This window comes from Pseudoalteromonas aquimarina (assembly GCF_049257255.1).
Taxonomy (GTDB): Bacteria; Pseudomonadota; Gammaproteobacteria; order Enterobacterales; family Alteromonadaceae; genus Pseudoalteromonas.
On sequence record NZ_JBMMUG010000004.1, the window covers coordinates 24,234 to 40,531 of the forward strand.

Below are 16,298 nucleotides of genomic sequence, written 5' to 3' on the forward strand. Positions count from 1 at the left end.
TAATAAATTAGCGCTTTTATGAGTTTCCCTAAAGTGAGCGTATAAACTTACAACGTTAATACGCTTGGCAAGCACAAGGTTTTTGTTAAAAAACTCTTGTGCTTTTTTACATGCGTTAGTCTTGCTTTTTAACGCGGTAGAACCCAGCATAAAGCGCTGGAACTACACCCAAGGTTAAAACCGTGCCTACGCCTAAACCAAAGGCAATTACACAGGCCATACCGTAAAACAGTGGATCTTGACCAATAATCAGCGGCAGTAATCCCATCATGGTAGTGATGGTGGTCATCGCAATTGGGCGAAGACGCGTTAAGCATGCATCAATAATGGCTTGATACTCGCCCTTGCCTTCTGCTTGTTCAATTGCAATGCGGTCGATTAATACAATGGCGTTGTTGATAATAATACCCGCAAGGCTGTAAAGGCCAAGTGTTACCATAAAACCAAAGGGCGCTTGCATTAACAGTAAACCAATCACCGCACCAATAAATGAAAGCGGAATAGTAAGCGAAATCACCATGGCTTTTCTAAACGAATTAAACTGCGCCACCAATAAAATAATAATAAAGCCAAGTACCATCGGCATATTAGCGCTAAGCGCTTTTTGCCCCGCCTTTGACTCTTTAATTACACCGTCGTATTCAATGGTGTGATTAACTGGTAAGTCGTGTTTAAGCAATTGAATTTGCTCATCGACAAGGGCTTTAAAATCTTCCGCAGAAAGCTTGGTGTTGCGCGCTTCAATGCTAATGGTGCGGAACATATCTTCATGATGAATAATCGAAAACTGATTAATAGGCTCAAAGTCAGCAACTTGAAAAAGCGGTACGGCACGGTCAGATTTTTCTGAATAAACATTTAACGTACGCAATCTATCTAAACTATTACGCTCGTTTTCACCGGCGCGCAGCACAATTGGAATAATTTCATCTTGATCACGGAAGTTAGTAATTACACCGCCGCTAAAGTAGCTTTCTAGGGCTTGTGCGATTTCGCTTGAGGTAAGCCCAGCACGTTTTGCTCGGTGCTGGTCTACTTTAACCGAGATTTTAGTAATCAAATTTTCCCAATCGGTACGCACGTTTAATGAGTTTGGTGCGGCATGTAATACCGCCATAATTTCTTGCGCTTTTTGGTAAATAACCTCTTTATCAGGGCCTTTTACCTGTACTTTTAAAATAGACGAATCCGACGGCCCTAAGAACATTTTGCGCACACGTGCTGATACATTTGGAAAGCGCGCCTCAATTTGCGTATCAAGTTCTAATACCCGCGAGGCAATATCTGTTTCTGGCGTTACATTAAGTACAATAAAGCCTTTATTTTCAGCTGGATCTTCAGGGTTAAGCGAGAGTACGAAACGCGGGCCGCTAAAGCCAACATAACCCGAGAAGCTTTCAATATAGTCAAACTGCTGCTTATTGTTTAACCAAGTGAAAATCTCTTGCATTTGACGATTAGTTTCGCGCGATGATGTCCCGCGTGGCAAATCGATGTTTACGAGTACTTGAGTACGATCTGAATTTGGGAAAAACTGTTTGGCAACAAATTTCATTGATGCCCCAGCGCCAATAAATAGCACAAACATCGCCGCCATAAACAGGGCTTTGTGTTTTAACACCCAATGTAAAAATTGCTCGTATTTCGCATAGTAACTGTTTAGTTTGCCAAATTCATTGCTATCGCTACTGGTGGTTTTTGGCACTTTAATAAAGTAGTAACTTAAAATTGGCGTTACTGTCAGTGCTAATACCCAGCTGCTTAGCAAGGTAATTAAAATCACCAATGAAATTGAACGGGTGTATTCGCCCGCAACATGCTCTGCCAGCATCAGTGGTAAAAAGAATAAAATGGTAGTGGCTGAAGAGCTAAGTAGCGGAATTGCCAACTCTTTACACCCTTGCACCATGGCATTGTAGCGGTCGATGCCAAGCTCTAAACGGCGTTTAAAATCTTCGGCAATAACAATGCCGTTATCAACCAATAAACCAAGTGAAATGATAAGCGTTGCCAAGCTCATGCGCTCAAGCTTAATGCCGCTGTATTGCATAATGGCAAGCGTTACCAGCATAACAAGTGGCACAATGGCACCCACAATTAAGCCGGTGCGTAACCCTAAAAACAGGATCACAACCACTAGCACAATCGCCAGTGTTTGCAGCACATTAATTGATACGCCTTTTACGGTTTTCGCAACTTGGTCGGCCTGATAAGTGGCAATATCCAATTGATAACCAATGGGTAATGTCTGTTCAATGTCTGCAATTTTAGCTTTAAAACGCGGTGCAAATTCTAAAATGTTGTATTCAGGCAGCATTGCATTAGCGAAGAAAATCGCTGGTTTACCATTAAAATACGCCAATTTATCAGGTGGGTCGATAAACCCTTTTTTAATCGTGACGATGTCTTTAAGGGCAATAAAATCTTCAGTACCTGGAATGGTGATATAGGTATTTTCAATGTCTGGAATGCTATTAAAATTACCCGTTGGCTCAATAATAAAGCTGCGGCTTCCAGTATCAACACGGCCACCTGACTGCACTATATTTTGTTTTTGCAGCTCGCTGATAAGTGCTAGTGGCGAAATGCCAAGCTGTGCCAATTTTGCATTAGACGCTTCAAGGTAAATACGCTCGGCTTTAGCGCCTAAAATCTCAATTTTTTTAGTGCCTTCAACACCGTAAAGGGTGTCGCGAATATGCTGTGCAATATCGTACATTTCGGCCATATCAAAGCCATCGGCAGTGAGCGCAAGAGTGATCACTGATACATCACCAAACTCATCATTTACATACGACGGCAAAGTGCCTTGTGGCAGTTTACCTTGGGCATTATTTACCTTATTACGTAAGTCTTGCCAAATATTGTCGAGGTTAAAATAGCGGTCGTAAATTTTAACGTGAATAGTCGAAAGACCAGTGGAAGATGACGACTTAATCTCTTTTACTTCCGGAATTTTTCGGATTTCTTCTTCTAATTTTCGCGTGATCAATTGCTCTACACGGTCCGGCGCCATGCCCGGAAATTGCGTGCTAACAATGGCCTCACGAATCGTAATGGTGGGATCTTCCTGCGCGGGCAGGGTGAAGTAGGCAAAAATGCCGTTTAGCATTAATAGCGCCACCACAAGTAATACGGGTTTTTTATAATTAAACGCCAAAGCGGTAATATTCATATTCCCGCTCCTTAGTTAAAACGCTGCACGGCGTTATCAAGCAGCGATACTTTTTGCCCGTCGCGTAAAAACGCAATGCCAGCTGTGGCAATAATCTCATTATCCTGTAAACCGCTTGAAATTAACACTTGGTTATTAATAACGTTTTCGGTTTGTACAAAGCGCTTTTCCAATAGTTGCGTGTTAGGGTCAAAAACAAAAACAAATGCCTTTTGCTTGATGTCGGCGCCAAGGGCACTTACCGGAATACGAATACTTGGGCCGGTATAACCTGTGCGGCCAACGCCTTGATAAACAAATTCCACTTCGGCAGTCATGCCGGCGCGCAGCACAGAGTTTTCTTCATCAAGAATAACTGTAACAGGGAACGCATTGGCAGATTCTGCGCGGGTGCCTTTTTCTGAAATATGCCCTTTCATCGACAGTTGTGGCATTACAGGGTAGGTTACTTTTAAGGTCATATCGCTGTTTAAGTCATGGATTATGCTCTCAGGCACCATTACACGTACTTCAAAGCCGTGTTGGCCTTCAATTTCAAATACCGATTGGCCAGCAGCAACTTGCTGCGAGGGTTCAATTAAACGTTTGGTGATTACGCCATCGTATGGAGCCAGTAATTCACTATCTTGCACGTTTTTGCGCGCAATATTAAGCTGAGCATTGGCAACATCCACAGCACTTTTGGCAGATTCAAACGCTGATTTTGAATTATCAAAACCTGATTTAGATACTAAACCTTGTTCGCTCAGTTTTTTGTAACGCTCATATTCATTTTGCGCTTCTTGAAGCGCCGCTTCGGCTTGTTTCACCTGGGCTGATGCAGATTCAAAACTTAACTGAAATGTGAGTTGATTAAGCTTGGCAAGAGGTTGCCCTTTACTCACCGTATCACCTAATTTTACAAACACCTTTTCAACTTTACCGTTTACTTCAAAGCTTAAGTTGGCATTTTCAACGGGGGCAACAATACCCGAAAGTGTACGCACTTGTTCAAAGTTTGAGGTTTTTACCGCTGTCCATGCGATTGGGCGGATAGGAGGTTCAGAGTGTTCGATTTCTTTTGAACAGCCAACAAGCGTGAAAATACACGCAACAAGGTAAAGTAAACGCATAACGGTTCCTGTAAAAAGTGCTAATTTTATGAGCACAAATTGAGTAAATTAATTTGGTACTATGCAGTACCAAATATTTTGGTACCATGTAGTACCAAAGTCAACCATGTTTTTTCATTTAATAGGTACAGTCTTGAGTTTAGAACAAATTTTAAATGCAAAGCCGTTATCAGAGCGCGGTAAAAAAATCCTCGCGGTAGCACAAATGCTATTTTTAGAACATGGTTACGACAATACCTCCCTTGAAATGATAATTAGCGAATCGGGCGGATCAAGGCGCAACATTTACAGTGAGTTTGGTAATAAAGAAAAGCTACTGCTTGCTGTTATTCGTGAAAAAGCCGAAGTGCAAGTGGGCACTTTGCTTAATATTGATTACGACTTGCCGCCGCAACTAGCATTAAGCCGCGTATGTTATGGTTTTGCGCAAGGCTTTTTATCAGAAACTATGGTGAAATTGTTCCGCTTAGTGACCAATATTGTACCCAAGCTGCCGGAAGTTGGTGAGCTTATCTATCACTTTGGCCCGTTACGAGGCAGCATTCCGCTGGCAAAATACTTAACCCATTTGCACCAGCAAAATATACTTGATGTAGACGACGCCGAATTTGCCGCAAAGTTATTGATTGAAATGATTAAAGGGCGTTTACACATTAAAGCGGTATTGCTACCAAACGAGGCAATTAGCGAGCAAGAAGTGCGAGAGCATGTTGATAAAGCCGTCGCCCGCTTTTTAAAAGCGTATGCAACGGCTTAGTACCTGAAGCTGTCATTCGTAACGCCGTAAATAAACGACAAAAATTAGTTGGCTAAAATTTGTGAGGCACGAACAAAGCAAACAGTTTCTTGTCCGCGCTTTTAATTTACTTTGTTATACAACCTATTTCTTTTTGCTTCTGTCTAACAAAGTGACAATCAACGAAATCAGCAGTGAACAAGGCAACGTAATAGCCAAAGTGTAAAGTAAATTTAATAATGTGACGTCTTTTAGACCACCATCCCCGAAGACCTTTATAAATGCAATAAGCAAAATCGACAACTCTAGGAAAATTGTATTCCTAAGTACTGAGTCCCAAAAAGGTGATTTACTAAATTTAAATTTCGTCATTTGCTCATGGGTGTATAACGCTTGCCGTAAACGGCACAAAATAGCAGGCTAAAATTAGCGACGAAGGAGCACAAGCCTGCTGTTTTGTGTCCCTGGTTTAACGGCCTTGTTAGCAGTTGCTTTGTTTCCGCCATGCTCTGATTTTTTTAACTAAAGAGACTTCATTTTCACCAGCTACTGAAGAGCCATAGAACTGCGGGTTAATTTTGAAACCATAAGGCCCCATAACTCTGTACTCTGGAGCAACTGAGATAATTACGAGACCAGCTTTTAGACCTCCAGTAGCCCTATGAACTGGATTTTTGCAACCTCTCACGGCTTTTTTAGGTATGGTCTTCATCCCAAAAACTGTGCAAACCTTTAAAGAATCTGAGTTAAGTTCCAATGCTCTACCTCTTGGTAAGAACAGCATTATTTGATAACCAAATTCACACAATACAATCCATATTAGACACGCAACAAAAACAATAAAGTAAAAATCACTTAACTCGTTAAAATTAACAACGCTATCAACAACATCTTGCCACAAAACATTGATCAGCCACACTCCACCAATAAAAAGAAGTATGTTCAGAATTAATGTTGATAATTTGAAGGTAAAATTTTCGTTGTTCACTTTTGACTGCTAACAGTTTATTAAGAGGCAAGTTGCCTCTTTTTCTACCGCAACAACGCCTGTTTACATACTGAAGCAATTTATAACACTAATAATTAGTTGTTACTAGTCAGATAGTTATTTGAAAATTAACATTTTATCAGTTGCAAAAAACAGGCAAATTGCCTGTTAATATTATTAAGGGGGAAATAATCATTAAGAAATGGAATAAGCATATTTTTTTACTTCTAACAACTAAGAGTTTGAAATGTGCATTGAGTAATTTTTCCAACGTCCGCTATTCGCTCCTAAGCGTCAAATCAACTAATCTGTTTCGTCACACTAATACCTAAGCGTTTTGCAAGGCGAGTTAAATTAGCGCGGTCGGTGTTAAGCTCTCGTGCTGCGGCTGACCAATTTCCGTTATGGTTGGAAAGTGTAATTCGTATCATCTCGCTTTGAAAACGCTCTGTGGCCTGTTTTAAACTTTCATCTGGTTTTAGCAAAAATTGCTGCGTTTGAATTGGGTTAGCCTTTGGCTCATCGCTACTTGTGCCGTCAATTGCAAGTTCTCTGACTAATTCACCGCAATCAATCGGGTTAATTATTACAATGGGAGATTTGGCATTTACCGATGCTTTAAGTGCCGCACGACTTATCACATGCTCTAGTTCGCGCACATTGCCCGGCCAGTGATAGGCATTTAAATAGGGTAGAGCGTCTTTGGCGATTTTAAGTTGTTGCAAGCCAAGTTTGCGCCGCGATTGCTCAACAAAATAGCCTGCCAACAAGGCAATATCGCCATTTCGAGCACGCAGTGGTGGAATGTTAACGGGGTAAACGCTTAAGCGGTGAAATAAATCGGCGCGAAAGTTGCCGTTACTAACTTCGTCTGCTAAATCACGGTTAGTGGCGGCGATAACCCGCACATCAACATAATGAATATCATCTTGGCCAACAGGTTGTATTTCATTGGATTGCAGTGCGCGTAGTAGTTTACTTTGCGCTGCAAGTGGCAGCTCGCCCACTTCATCTAAAAATAACGTGCCGCCGTCGGCCAACACAAATTTACCTGCGCGATTTTTATCGGCACCGGTAAAGGCGCCTTTCACATGGCCAAATAACTCGCTTTCAATTAAGTTTTCGGGCAGGGCGGCACAGTTTACATACACCAAAGGTTTATCGGCGCGGCTCGACTGTAAGTGTAAGCGCCGTGCAATAAGCTCTTTACCTACGCCTGTTTCGCCTTGAATAAGCACGCTAAACGGTGATGCAGCGACTAAATTAACTTCTTGTTTAAGCTTTACCATGGCTTGGCTGTCGCCAATTAATTCGTTGCCATCTCGGGCGATAGCTTCTTGACTAAGCTCTGCCATTAGTAAATGCGAGCGCGAATTACGCTGCTCTAATTCATCGAGTGTAAGGGCAATTTTTAAGGTAGCTGCAGCGATGGCGGCTAAGGCATCAAGCTTGTCTTGGCCTAAATCGTCAAAAGCGTTGGGCTTTAGTGAGTCAAAGGTCAAAATGCCAATTAAACGCTCGGCAAAATAAAGTGGTAAGCCCATACAAGCGTGAATAGGTAAATCCCCGGGGTGATCAGCAACTAGCCCATCATATGGGTCGGGTAAGGGGCTGGATGATGCAAAACGCACAGGCCCTTTTGATTCACAAATTGCCGCAAAACGCGGATGCTCGCTAATAACAAAACGCCTGCCGAGTGTGTCGGGTGTAAGCCCTTTAATCGCCAGTGGCTTTAATACCTCGCCACGCATAGCCAACAGTGCAATGGCCTCGCACTCAATTACCGTCGCAAGCGTTTGTAACAGTTGTTCAAATCGGTCTTGATTATCGAGACTGGTCACTTGCGCTTTTGCAAATTCCACTAAGGTTAAAGAGTTAATTGCCATACAAAACCACCTAAAAACACACCTGTGTCATTATGACTTGTTTTTTCGGTGTGTCAAATTGACTAATTTGTTGGTGTTTAACGGTACTTATTTTGATTAACTATATGATTAATATCAATAAAACATTATTGGCATTGTTGCTGCTATATCAAGCTGAATTTAAATGAAATTAAGGCTTAATTATGCAGCAAGTTGTTAATGAGACTGCTTTTATCAATCACGAGCGTGCGCTAACGCTTCCAAATAAAAACAAAAAAAATGTGTTTGGTTTTACTAAGCAAGTGGGTAATTGGTTAATGTTAGTTCCTGTTAGTTTGTTTATTAGCTGTTTGCTAATCAGTTACCCATTTGCTGAGTATTTTTCAATGTCTCAGCAAATTGCCGCTCATATCGGTACTATGGTGTTTCCTGCATTTTTTAAGATTGGCTATGTTGTGCGCTGTATTGGGCAGCATGGCTTAGGTCAACGTGTGTAGGTGGTTCGATGTTAAATATTCAAGAACCACACGCGCAAGATAACGAAGCCGTTGGCGCATTTTCAGAACACGCCTTTTTTCAATTGGCATTTCGCTCAAGCTTTATTTTAGGAGCAATCGCATCAATTTTAGCCATGATAATGTGGCTTGGCTTCTTAAATGCGTGGTGGCAGTTAAATCCAACAGGCTTAACCCCAACGGTATGGCATTTACACGAAATGTTATTTGGCTTTGGTGCCACCATTGCAACAGGCTTTGTATTAACCGCGGTGCAAACATGGACTGGCAGGCCAAGTATACAAGGGGCACCCTTGATTGCCTTGGTTGGCCTTTGGCTCATTATACGCGCGCTGTTTTTTGTTAATTCAACGGCAAGTGTCATTTTAGCTACCGTGCTGCAAAGTATTTGGTGGATATGCATTATCGCTGTGTATGCATACATAGTTTTGCTTGCCAAAAATCGTCGTAACTACTTATTTATCCCTTTATTTACGGTGATGGCGCTACTTGAAATGGTGCTACTGGTAAGTGAACTCACCATAGATACAGCACAGGCACTGCATATTGGCCGTACTATGGTGCTGATGTTTGGCATTTTAATGGGCATTGTGGGTGGGCGTGTTATTCCGTTTTTCACACGTAACGGTGCCAAGCTTAAAGAAGTGTCGCATCCGCCTTTGCTTGATACGCTGTTATTGGTTGTTTCCATACTCGGCACTTTAGTATTTTTTAGCCATTTCTATATTTCCCTGCCGTTATCACCTGCGTATTTAATGATTGCTGCAGGCTGCTTGCACCTTGCAAAGCTGGGTTTTTGGCAAAGTAATAAAACGCTCGGTATCTCTCTTTTATGGTCATTACATTTAGCATACGGCGCACTTGGTCTTGGTCTTATTTTACTTGGTGCGAGCTATTTTACGCCGCTTATTCCTTTTAGTTCAGGGCTTCATGTGATCACTGTTGGCGCCATGGGGCTGATGATTTTATCTATGATGAGTCGCGTTTCGCTTGGCCATACAGGGCGAGTATTAATACCCAAAGTGATTATGGGTAAAGCTTTTTTACTGCTTTTTCTTGTAGCCGTTACACGTGCATTACTACCTGCAATCGGGCTTGCCCATTTGGCATGGCAAGTGAGTGCGGTTGGCTGGATTATCGCGTTTGCAATTTTTGTTTGGGTGTATTTCCCAATATTAATCGCCCCTCGCCAAGATAGTTTTCGTTAATTCCTAATTTTTTATTTCTTATTTCTAACAACACGTTGCAACACACGAGGTATTACATGTTACAACAACGTCATATTGATATTATTAAAAGTTTAGTGCCATTACTTTCTGAGACTGGGCCTGCGCTAACAACCCACTTTTATGAAAGGTTGTTTTTTCATCAGCCTGAACTTAAACATATCTTTAATATGAGCAATCAAGCGTCGGGCAGGCAAAAGGCTGCTTTATTTGAAGCTATCGCAGCGTATGCGCAGCATATTGATAATGTGGGCGCACTAAAAAGTGCGGTTGAGCGCATCGCTCATAAGCATACAAGCTTTAATATTCAACCCGAAATGTACCAAATAGTAGGTCATCACCTAACCGAAACCCTACGTGAATTAACGGGTGAACTATTTACCGCCGAAGTTGAAGAAGCGTGGACTGCCGCATATGACTTTTTAGCGTCTGTGTTTATTCATCGCGAAGGTGAGCTTTATGAAAGCCGTGCAAAAAGCCAAGGTGGTTGGCGCGATAGTCGCCCCTTCGTAGTAAGTGAAAAAATCAAAGAGTCTGAATTGGTTACAAGCTTTGTCCTTACTCCACAAGACGGCAATGATGTGATTGGTTATGCGCCAGGGCAATATTTAGGTATTTCAGTCTCACCAAGTAATTACGACTTTACCGAAATTCGTCAATATTCGTTATCAAACAAGCCTAATGGGCAAAGCTACCGTATTTCGGTAAAACGCGAAAAGGGCGAACCAGACGGCCTTGTTTCAAACTACTTACATGATGAAATTAACTGTGGCGATACCCTTAATGTGTTTGCCCCAGCTGGTGATTTTTTCTTTCAAGATAAACAATCACCGGTAGTACTTATTTCAGCAGGGGTGGGGGTAACGCCAATGCAGTCAATGTTTGAGTATTTATCGGCAGTAAATTACAACGAAGATGTATTTTATCTGCATGCCTGCAGCACAAATAAACAGCATTCATTTAAACAGCGTACCAATGAGCTTGCTACGTTAAATAACTGGCAAACGTACACTTGGTATGAATCGCAGGAGCCGCAGACGGATAATTCAGCTAATAACTTTAGCGGTTTAATGAATTTAGATAATGTGAACTTACCATTTAGCCTAGGTAACTTTTATCTGTGTGGCCCTGTTGCGTTTATGCGATTTGTGAAAAAGCAATTACTGGATATGGGGGTAGCGGCTGAGCGTATTCACTACGAAGTGTTTGGCCCGCATGCGGAGCTTTAAAGCTTAGCGAGGCAAACAATCCAGTCTAAATTAATTACCTTTAAAACCGGATTGCCCTAAATAAAAGTGTGTTGCTATTTGATAAAAGTAGCCGCGCACTTTTTATGCAAGCTTATTGTGTAATTTTTCACGGTATTGCTCGCCAATTGGAATTTCTATCTCGCCCAGCTCTAAATAATGGTGCGCATAAGCGCTGATGTGGTCTAAATTCACAATAAACGAGCGGTGCACACGGGCAAAGTTTTCCGGCAATTGGCTTTCAAACGCGCTCATACTGCTTTTGATAATATGGCTGCCATCACATAGGAAGATTTTTATATAATCTTTTAAGCCTTCTATATATAAAACGTTTTCAAATACAATGCGTACTTGCTTACGGTTTTCACGCACAAACATTGCATTTGGCGTTTGTTGCGTAGCAGTGCTTGGTGCAACGTGATGTGTGTTAGATATGCGCTGCTTAAACTTTTCAATGGCTTTAAAAAAACGTGAAAATACAATGGGTTTTAACAGGTAATCCACGGCATCAAGTTCAAAGCCTTCAATTGCATAGTCGCGATACGCAGTAGTAAAAATCACATAGGGTTTATGGGCAAGGTTTTGATAAAAATCAGTGCCTTTTAACACCGGCATTTCAATGTCTAAAAACAATAAATCAACGCTTTGGTTTTGCAATAATTGATGCGCTTCAATGGCGCTGCTGCAGCTCGCAACGAGTTCAAATTCAGCAAACTGCGATAAGTGTATTTCAATCAGTTCGCGGCCAAGCGCTTCATCATCCACAATGATGCAGCGATAGCGTTTTTGTTGAGTTTGAATTGCCATACTTACTTTGTGTCCATGTTAAGTGTGAGGGTAGCCAAATAACTATCTTTTGTTTGATCAATGGTCAGTGAAAATGCGTTAGGGTAGAGCATTTCCAATTGCTTGGTCATATTGGTTAACCCCACACTGGGCGAGTTTTTAATGGCTTCACTGTGCTCTGGGATTGAGTTTTTAACCTCAAAGGTGATTGCATCACGATTTGAAGTTAATACAATGTCAACAAACGCGGTATTAAGTTCATTACTGGTGCTGTGTTTACAGGCGTTTTCCACCAAGTTTAATAAAAGCAAAGGGGCGATGGTGTGGGGATAATTTATCTTGCTAGAAAAGCTCACTTTGAGCGTATCTGACTTACGAATGCACTCTAAATCAAGGTAGTTTTGAATAAGTGTAATTTCACTATTAAGCGACACATAGCGCTCGTTACAGCGATATACCACGTAATCTAAAATATCAGCCAGTTTTTCAATTACCAGCGGTGTTTGGTCGGACTTTTTCAGTGCCAGTAAATACAAATTATTCAGTGTATTAAAAATAAAATGCGGGTTTAGCTGGTTTTTTAAAGCGGCTAATTCGGCTAAGTTTTTTTGCTCTTTTAATTCCAAAATGTAGCTTTGTTTTTTATAAAACAGCCTTGCCATTAACACCGCCGTTGGAAAAAACAGTTGCGGCATTTTTGAAAAGACAATGTATTTAAATGCCCAAAAGCTAAACAAACGATACTGAATACCTTGATCCTGTGTAACATACCATAAATTTTGATAGGTCTCTGGGTAACTCGGTTCAATGTAAAAATAGCGCACTGTAATCACCCAGTACGCACCAAGAAAAAGCAAACCCAATAACGCGGCGATAAAAAGGGGCGTTTGGTCTTTATCAAGTAACTTAGGCACTAAGAACTTTAAGGTGACAAATGCAACAATGGCTTGCGCAAACACAATACTGCCGATGGTATCTATTATTTCTTTAAATGATGCGTAGTTTTCCCAGTGCGGCCCCATATTCAGTAAAAACACCAATATCCAAAACGCTAACAGCCAAATATGTGTGCTGTTAAGCGCAGTTATGGGATTGTTTGCTTTATTTAGTTCATTCAACATCTTAGTTTGGCAGCTCTGGATCTACTGGGTTATCGCATTCACTATATCTCAATAATAAATCGAAGGGCTAGTGTGTAGACAAGCGTATCGTTACTGTCGACGAAAACAGCTTTTCTATCTTTTTTTATCAAAACGCCCATATCACCAATTTAATCGCTGATTGTAAGTGGTTGGTCGAGTAAATACCCACGCGCAAGAAAACCCATAACACTGAGTCTTACTTTTAACAGCAGGACATTATTATGCGTTTACTCATCACCCTTTTAATTTTAACCACACACATCGCGTTTGCTGATGACAGACAAGCCGCCCTTGAAGCATCACATGCAAAGGCAGTAACAGTGCAGAACCAAAAAGCCATTTTGGTGACTGGTGCAAGTTCAGGCATTGGCCGAACAATCACTGAAACGTTAGCACGCCAAGGGCACTTTGTATTTGCTGGCGCACGAAAACAAAAAGACATCGATGCATTGAACCAACTTACAAATGTGCAAGCAATACGGTTGGATGTAACCATCCAGTCAGATATCGATGCAGCAGTAAACACAGTTAAAGCATCGGGCAAAAAGCTTCATGGCCTTGTTAATAATGCAGGGGTTGCCGTGTTTGGCCCATTAATTGAAATCCCCGAGCGCGATATTCATTTTCAAGATAACGTAAATGTAATGGGGCCATATCGAATCACTAAGGCGTTTGCGCCATTAATTATCGAAAATAAAGGGCGCATTGCCAATATCGGTTCCATTTCAGGATTGATGTCGAGCACCATGTTTGGCCCTTACAGCATGACAAAACACGCAATCGAAGCATTTAGCGAAGCGCTATCATCAGAAATGCGTAAGTTTGATGTGAAAGTCAGTGTTATTGCACCTGGAAATTACAATTCCAATATTATGAAAAACCTGCACAAACGCCAGAAACAACAAGGCAGTGATACAACTAATTCGCTTTACGCTGCGGAATACCAAAAATTTGCCAACTTTACACAACCTGATCGCAGCAAATTTAAAGCACCGGATGATGTAGCCAATGCAGTTGTGAAAGCCCTATTCGATGAAACACCCCATTTGCGTTACCTAGTGGTACCCAACGAGCAAGAGGCCATGATGCCAATTAAAAGCACGCTCAAAAAAGTAGCAGAGCTTAATGCCTCACATGCGTTTACGTTTGATAAAAAACAGATGTTGGCGTGGCTGTCGCACGAAATCGACAAAGCAAATCAGTAGCGTGTAAGGAGTTAAATGATGACCAGCCAAACACGTAAATTGAGTATTTCAGGTTTATTAAACACCTTGTCGCAGGTTAAATCGAACGAGTTAAGCGCCACACTCGCGGCATTTATTATGGCGTTTATTTTAATGGCGGCGTATTTTGTGCTGCGCCCTGTGCGAGACGCCCTTGCCAGCGACTGGAGCGATAGCGAGGTGAGTTTTTTATGGAATATGCAGTTTGTTATTAGCTTAGTGATTGTTTCGGCTTATGGCTTTGCGATAGATAAGCTCAAGTTTAAGTACATAGTGCCAACCGTTTATAGCTTATTCGCAGGTAGTTTTATCGCGTTTTATTTGTTAATGCCGCTATTTTCCTCCGCCGTTTTGATTGAAAAAGCCTTTTATGTGTGGGTGAGCGCATTTAGCTTATTTCATATTTCGGTGTTTTGGAGCTTTATGTCCGACACCTTTAATCAAAAACAAAGCGCGCGTTTGTTTCCCATAATCGCAGCTGGCGCAAGTGCAGGGGCGATTATTGGCCCGTCTATTCCGTCACTTTTTGGCAGTGTATTAGATGAAGGGCAGCTTATGTTAATTGCCGCATCGGCCTTAATGCTGGTGGTGCCTCTGACTTTATATATTTACCACTTAAAGCATACGCAACTACACAATACGCAGCATAGTTTTGATGCAACAACGTCATCATTGGCGCAAGGCTGGGCAAGCGGGTTTAAATCACTTATTTCAAATCCAAAACTGTTAGGTATTGCCGCATTTATTTTGCTCTATGTATTTATTGGATCATTTATTTACTTTGAACAAAAACAATTACTGGCGCCGTATTCGCGGGCAGAGCGCACGCAAATATTGGCAAGCATTGATTGGTTTGTGAATGTGCTGACCTTTGTTATGGCATTTTTTGTCTCTGGGCGCTTGGTTAAAAAGGCAGGGCTAGGCTTGTCTTTGGCGTTAGTGCCACTTTTGTTGATGGCTGGTTTATTGATTTTGGCATTTGCGCCAAGCGTGATGGTGATTTTGCTGATTCAAATTGTGCGCCGTGCAGGTAACTACTCACTTACCCGTCCTGCAAGAGAAATGCTGTTTACTCAAGTAACGGTAGATGAACGCTTTAAAGCAAAACCTGTAATTGATGTAGCCGTTTATCGCGGCGGCGATGCCGTAAGTGGCATGTTATTCGCGGGGTTAACTGATGGCTTAGGACTTGGACTATTTGCAGTCTCACTGGTGGGGGCGAGTATCGCATCACTTTGGGCGTTTTTTGGTTTTTTGCTCGGAAGAGGCTATGCGAGTACACATTCATCGAAAGCTACAAATGCTGAATTATCACCATTAGCAGCAAGCCGTTCGAATGCCTAAAGAGAGTGAACCAAAAACTTTTAAGGAGAAAAGATGCACGTTAAATACCTTATGCTGATGATGGTTTGTGTGAGCTTTTCATGTATTGCTTATGAACCGCTCTCACTCTCTCGATTACAAACACTGTTAACAGAGCCTAATCGCTCAGATGTTGATAAACAGCACGATGCAAATAGAAAGCCAGCCCAACTAATGCGCTTTGCAGGCCTTGCCAGCGGGCAGACCATACTGGATATTTACGCTGGTGGCGGTTGGTACAGCGAACTTTTTGCCCGAGCTGTGGGAGAGCAAGGTAAAGTCTATGCCCATAACGATAGACTTACTTGGCGCTTTGGCAAAAAAGAGATGTTGGCTCGCTCTAAGCGGCAAACGCTAAAAAATATGATGCGCTTTGACCAAGTCGCAATAAAAGATATTCCGCTGCCTTCGTCGAGCATTGATATTGCGTTTATGGGCATTAACTATCACGACTTATTTTTCACCCATCGCAATCGCAATGGTGAACGGCAAATTATGCGCGATAAGGTTGTGGATTATCGAGAAGCCTTTAGCCATATAAAAAACTTACTTAAACCAGAAGGCGTGCTGATCATTATTGATCATCATGCTAAGGCGGGTTCGGGTTATGAAGCAGCAAATAACTTACACCGAATTGACGCAAATATAGTGAAGTATCAGCTGCAATCACTGGGATTTGTTTTAAAAGAAGAAGCCTTTTATTTGCAAAACCCAAACGATGATTTGGAACAATCGGTATTCGCGAAAGATATTCGAGGTAAAACCAGTCGTTTTATTTTAAAGTTTGGTAAAGCCGAGTGACATTTGCGTTGGCAAGAGTGTTTATTTAATAGTGGTTATTAAAAGTGCATATATAAAAGTAATGCCGTACATCAGCATTACTTTTACTTTTTATAAGGTGAGTACTTATTCGATTAAAGT

General features: G+C 41.6%; 13 protein-coding genes. 7 read left to right on the forward strand and 6 right to left on the reverse strand.

Annotation, left to right across the window (positions count from 1 at the left end; all coding sequences use genetic code 11):
• Positions 1 to 115: 115 nt before the first annotated feature.
• Together AAEU29_RS10895 and AAEU29_RS10900 are read right to left on the reverse strand one after the other, a co-directional pair.
• Entirely contained in the window at positions 116 to 3,175 is a 3,060-nt protein-coding gene (locus tag AAEU29_RS10895) for an efflux RND transporter permease subunit (RefSeq protein ID WP_421973362.1), read from the reverse strand.
• A gap of 11 nt (positions 3,176 to 3,186) precedes the next feature.
• Positions 3,187 to 4,287, reverse strand: coding sequence for an efflux RND transporter periplasmic adaptor subunit (locus tag AAEU29_RS10900; RefSeq protein ID WP_421973363.1), 1,101 nt, complete (start codon positions 4,285 to 4,287; stop codon positions 3,187 to 3,189).
• Positions 4,288 to 4,420: 133 nt separating this feature from the next.
• On the opposite strand from AAEU29_RS10900, the gene AAEU29_RS10905 reads away from it, so the two are divergent.
• Positions 4,421 to 5,044 (forward strand): TetR/AcrR family transcriptional regulator, encoded by a 624-nt coding sequence (locus AAEU29_RS10905; protein ID WP_421973364.1) that lies wholly within the window; start codon positions 4,421 to 4,423, stop codon positions 5,042 to 5,044.
• A 460-nt stretch (positions 5,045 to 5,504) separates the two neighbouring features.
• On the opposite strand, the gene AAEU29_RS10910 is transcribed toward AAEU29_RS10905, so the two are convergent.
• Both AAEU29_RS10910 and norR read right to left on the reverse strand, forming a co-directional pair.
• Entirely contained in the window at positions 5,505 to 6,011 is a 507-nt protein-coding gene (locus AAEU29_RS10910) for a hypothetical protein (protein WP_421973365.1), read from the reverse strand.
• 299 nt (positions 6,012 to 6,310) lie between these two features.
• Positions 6,311 to 7,897: a nitric oxide reductase transcriptional regulator NorR gene (norR, locus tag AAEU29_RS10915; RefSeq protein ID WP_421973366.1), complete on the reverse strand. Its 1,587-nt coding sequence runs from the start codon at positions 7,895 to 7,897 to the stop codon at positions 6,311 to 6,313.
• A 182-nt stretch (positions 7,898 to 8,079) separates the two neighbouring features.
• Between norR and AAEU29_RS10920 the strand changes: the two genes are divergently transcribed.
• Genes AAEU29_RS10920 through hmpA form a run of 3 tightly spaced genes read left to right on the forward strand, consistent with a single transcriptional unit; the run spans position 8,080 to position 10,846 of the window.
• Positions 8,080 to 8,373: a hypothetical protein gene (locus tag AAEU29_RS10920; RefSeq protein ID WP_274763119.1), complete on the forward strand. Its 294-nt coding sequence runs from the start codon at positions 8,080 to 8,082 to the stop codon at positions 8,371 to 8,373.
• Between the two features lie 8 nt (positions 8,374 to 8,381).
• Positions 8,382 to 9,599 (forward strand): NnrS family protein, encoded by a 1,218-nt coding sequence (locus AAEU29_RS10925; protein ID WP_421973367.1) that lies wholly within the window; start codon positions 8,382 to 8,384, stop codon positions 9,597 to 9,599.
• Positions 9,600 to 9,655: 56 nt separating this feature from the next.
• Positions 9,656 to 10,846, forward strand: a complete 1,191-nt coding sequence (gene hmpA, locus AAEU29_RS10930; protein ID WP_421973368.1) for an NO-inducible flavohemoprotein — start codon at positions 9,656 to 9,658, stop codon at positions 10,844 to 10,846.
• Positions 10,847 to 10,948: 102 nt separating this feature from the next.
• Here hmpA and AAEU29_RS10935 read toward each other — a convergent pair whose 3' ends face one another.
• Together AAEU29_RS10935 and AAEU29_RS10940 are read right to left on the reverse strand one after the other, a co-directional pair.
• Entirely contained in the window at positions 10,949 to 11,671 is a 723-nt protein-coding gene (locus tag AAEU29_RS10935; protein WP_421973369.1) for a LytR/AlgR family response regulator transcription factor, read from the reverse strand.
• 2 nt (positions 11,672 to 11,673) lie between these two features.
• On the reverse strand, positions 11,674 to 12,771 hold the full coding sequence (locus tag AAEU29_RS10940; RefSeq protein WP_421973370.1) for a sensor histidine kinase: 1,098 nt from the start codon (positions 12,769 to 12,771) through the stop codon (positions 11,674 to 11,676).
• 242 nt (positions 12,772 to 13,013) lie between these two features.
• On the opposite strand from AAEU29_RS10940, the gene AAEU29_RS10945 reads away from it, so the two are divergent.
• The 3 genes from AAEU29_RS10945 to AAEU29_RS10955 are packed head-to-tail and all read left to right on the forward strand — an operon-like array spanning position 13,014 to position 16,178.
• Complete coding sequence (locus AAEU29_RS10945) at positions 13,014 to 13,997, forward strand: SDR family oxidoreductase (protein WP_421973371.1); 984 nt, start codon at positions 13,014 to 13,016, stop codon at positions 13,995 to 13,997.
• 15 nt (positions 13,998 to 14,012) lie between these two features.
• Positions 14,013 to 15,359 (forward strand): NTP/NDP exchange transporter, encoded by a 1,347-nt coding sequence (locus tag AAEU29_RS10950; protein ID WP_421973372.1) that lies wholly within the window; start codon positions 14,013 to 14,015, stop codon positions 15,357 to 15,359.
• A gap of 33 nt (positions 15,360 to 15,392) precedes the next feature.
• Positions 15,393 to 16,178, forward strand: a complete 786-nt coding sequence (locus AAEU29_RS10955; RefSeq protein WP_421973373.1) for a class I SAM-dependent methyltransferase — start codon at positions 15,393 to 15,395, stop codon at positions 16,176 to 16,178.
• The last annotated feature ends 120 nt before the right edge of the window (positions 16,179 to 16,298 follow it).

Bases quoted from the DNA above. Each gene is read 5' to 3' on its own strand.
- norR (WP_421973366.1), bottom strand. From the start codon at position 7,897: ATGGCAATTAACTCTTTAACCTTAGTGGAATTTGCAAAAGCGCAAGTG.
- AAEU29_RS10945 (WP_421973371.1), top strand. From the start codon at position 13,014: ATGCGTTTACTCATCACCCTTTTAATTTTAACCACACACATCGCGTTT.
- AAEU29_RS10900 (WP_421973363.1), bottom strand. From the start codon at position 4,287: ATGCGTTTACTTTACCTTGTTGCGTGTATTTTCACGCTTGTTGGCTGT.
- AAEU29_RS10925 (WP_421973367.1), top strand. From the start codon at position 8,382: ATGTTAAATATTCAAGAACCACACGCGCAAGATAACGAAGCCGTTGGC.
- AAEU29_RS10935 (WP_421973369.1), bottom strand. From the start codon at position 11,671: ATGGCAATTCAAACTCAACAAAAACGCTATCGCTGCATCATTGTGGAT.
- AAEU29_RS10955 (WP_421973373.1), top strand. From the start codon at position 15,393: ATGCACGTTAAATACCTTATGCTGATGATGGTTTGTGTGAGCTTTTCA.
- AAEU29_RS10895 (WP_421973362.1), bottom strand. From the start codon at position 3,175: ATGAATATTACCGCTTTGGCGTTTAATTATAAAAAACCCGTATTACTT.
- AAEU29_RS10950 (WP_421973372.1), top strand. From the start codon at position 14,013: ATGATGACCAGCCAAACACGTAAATTGAGTATTTCAGGTTTATTAAAC.
- AAEU29_RS10920 (WP_274763119.1), top strand. From the start codon at position 8,080: ATGCAGCAAGTTGTTAATGAGACTGCTTTTATCAATCACGAGCGTGCG.
- hmpA (WP_421973368.1), top strand. From the start codon at position 9,656: ATGTTACAACAACGTCATATTGATATTATTAAAAGTTTAGTGCCATTA.
- AAEU29_RS10940 (WP_421973370.1), bottom strand. From the start codon at position 12,771: ATGTTGAATGAACTAAATAAAGCAAACAATCCCATAACTGCGCTTAAC.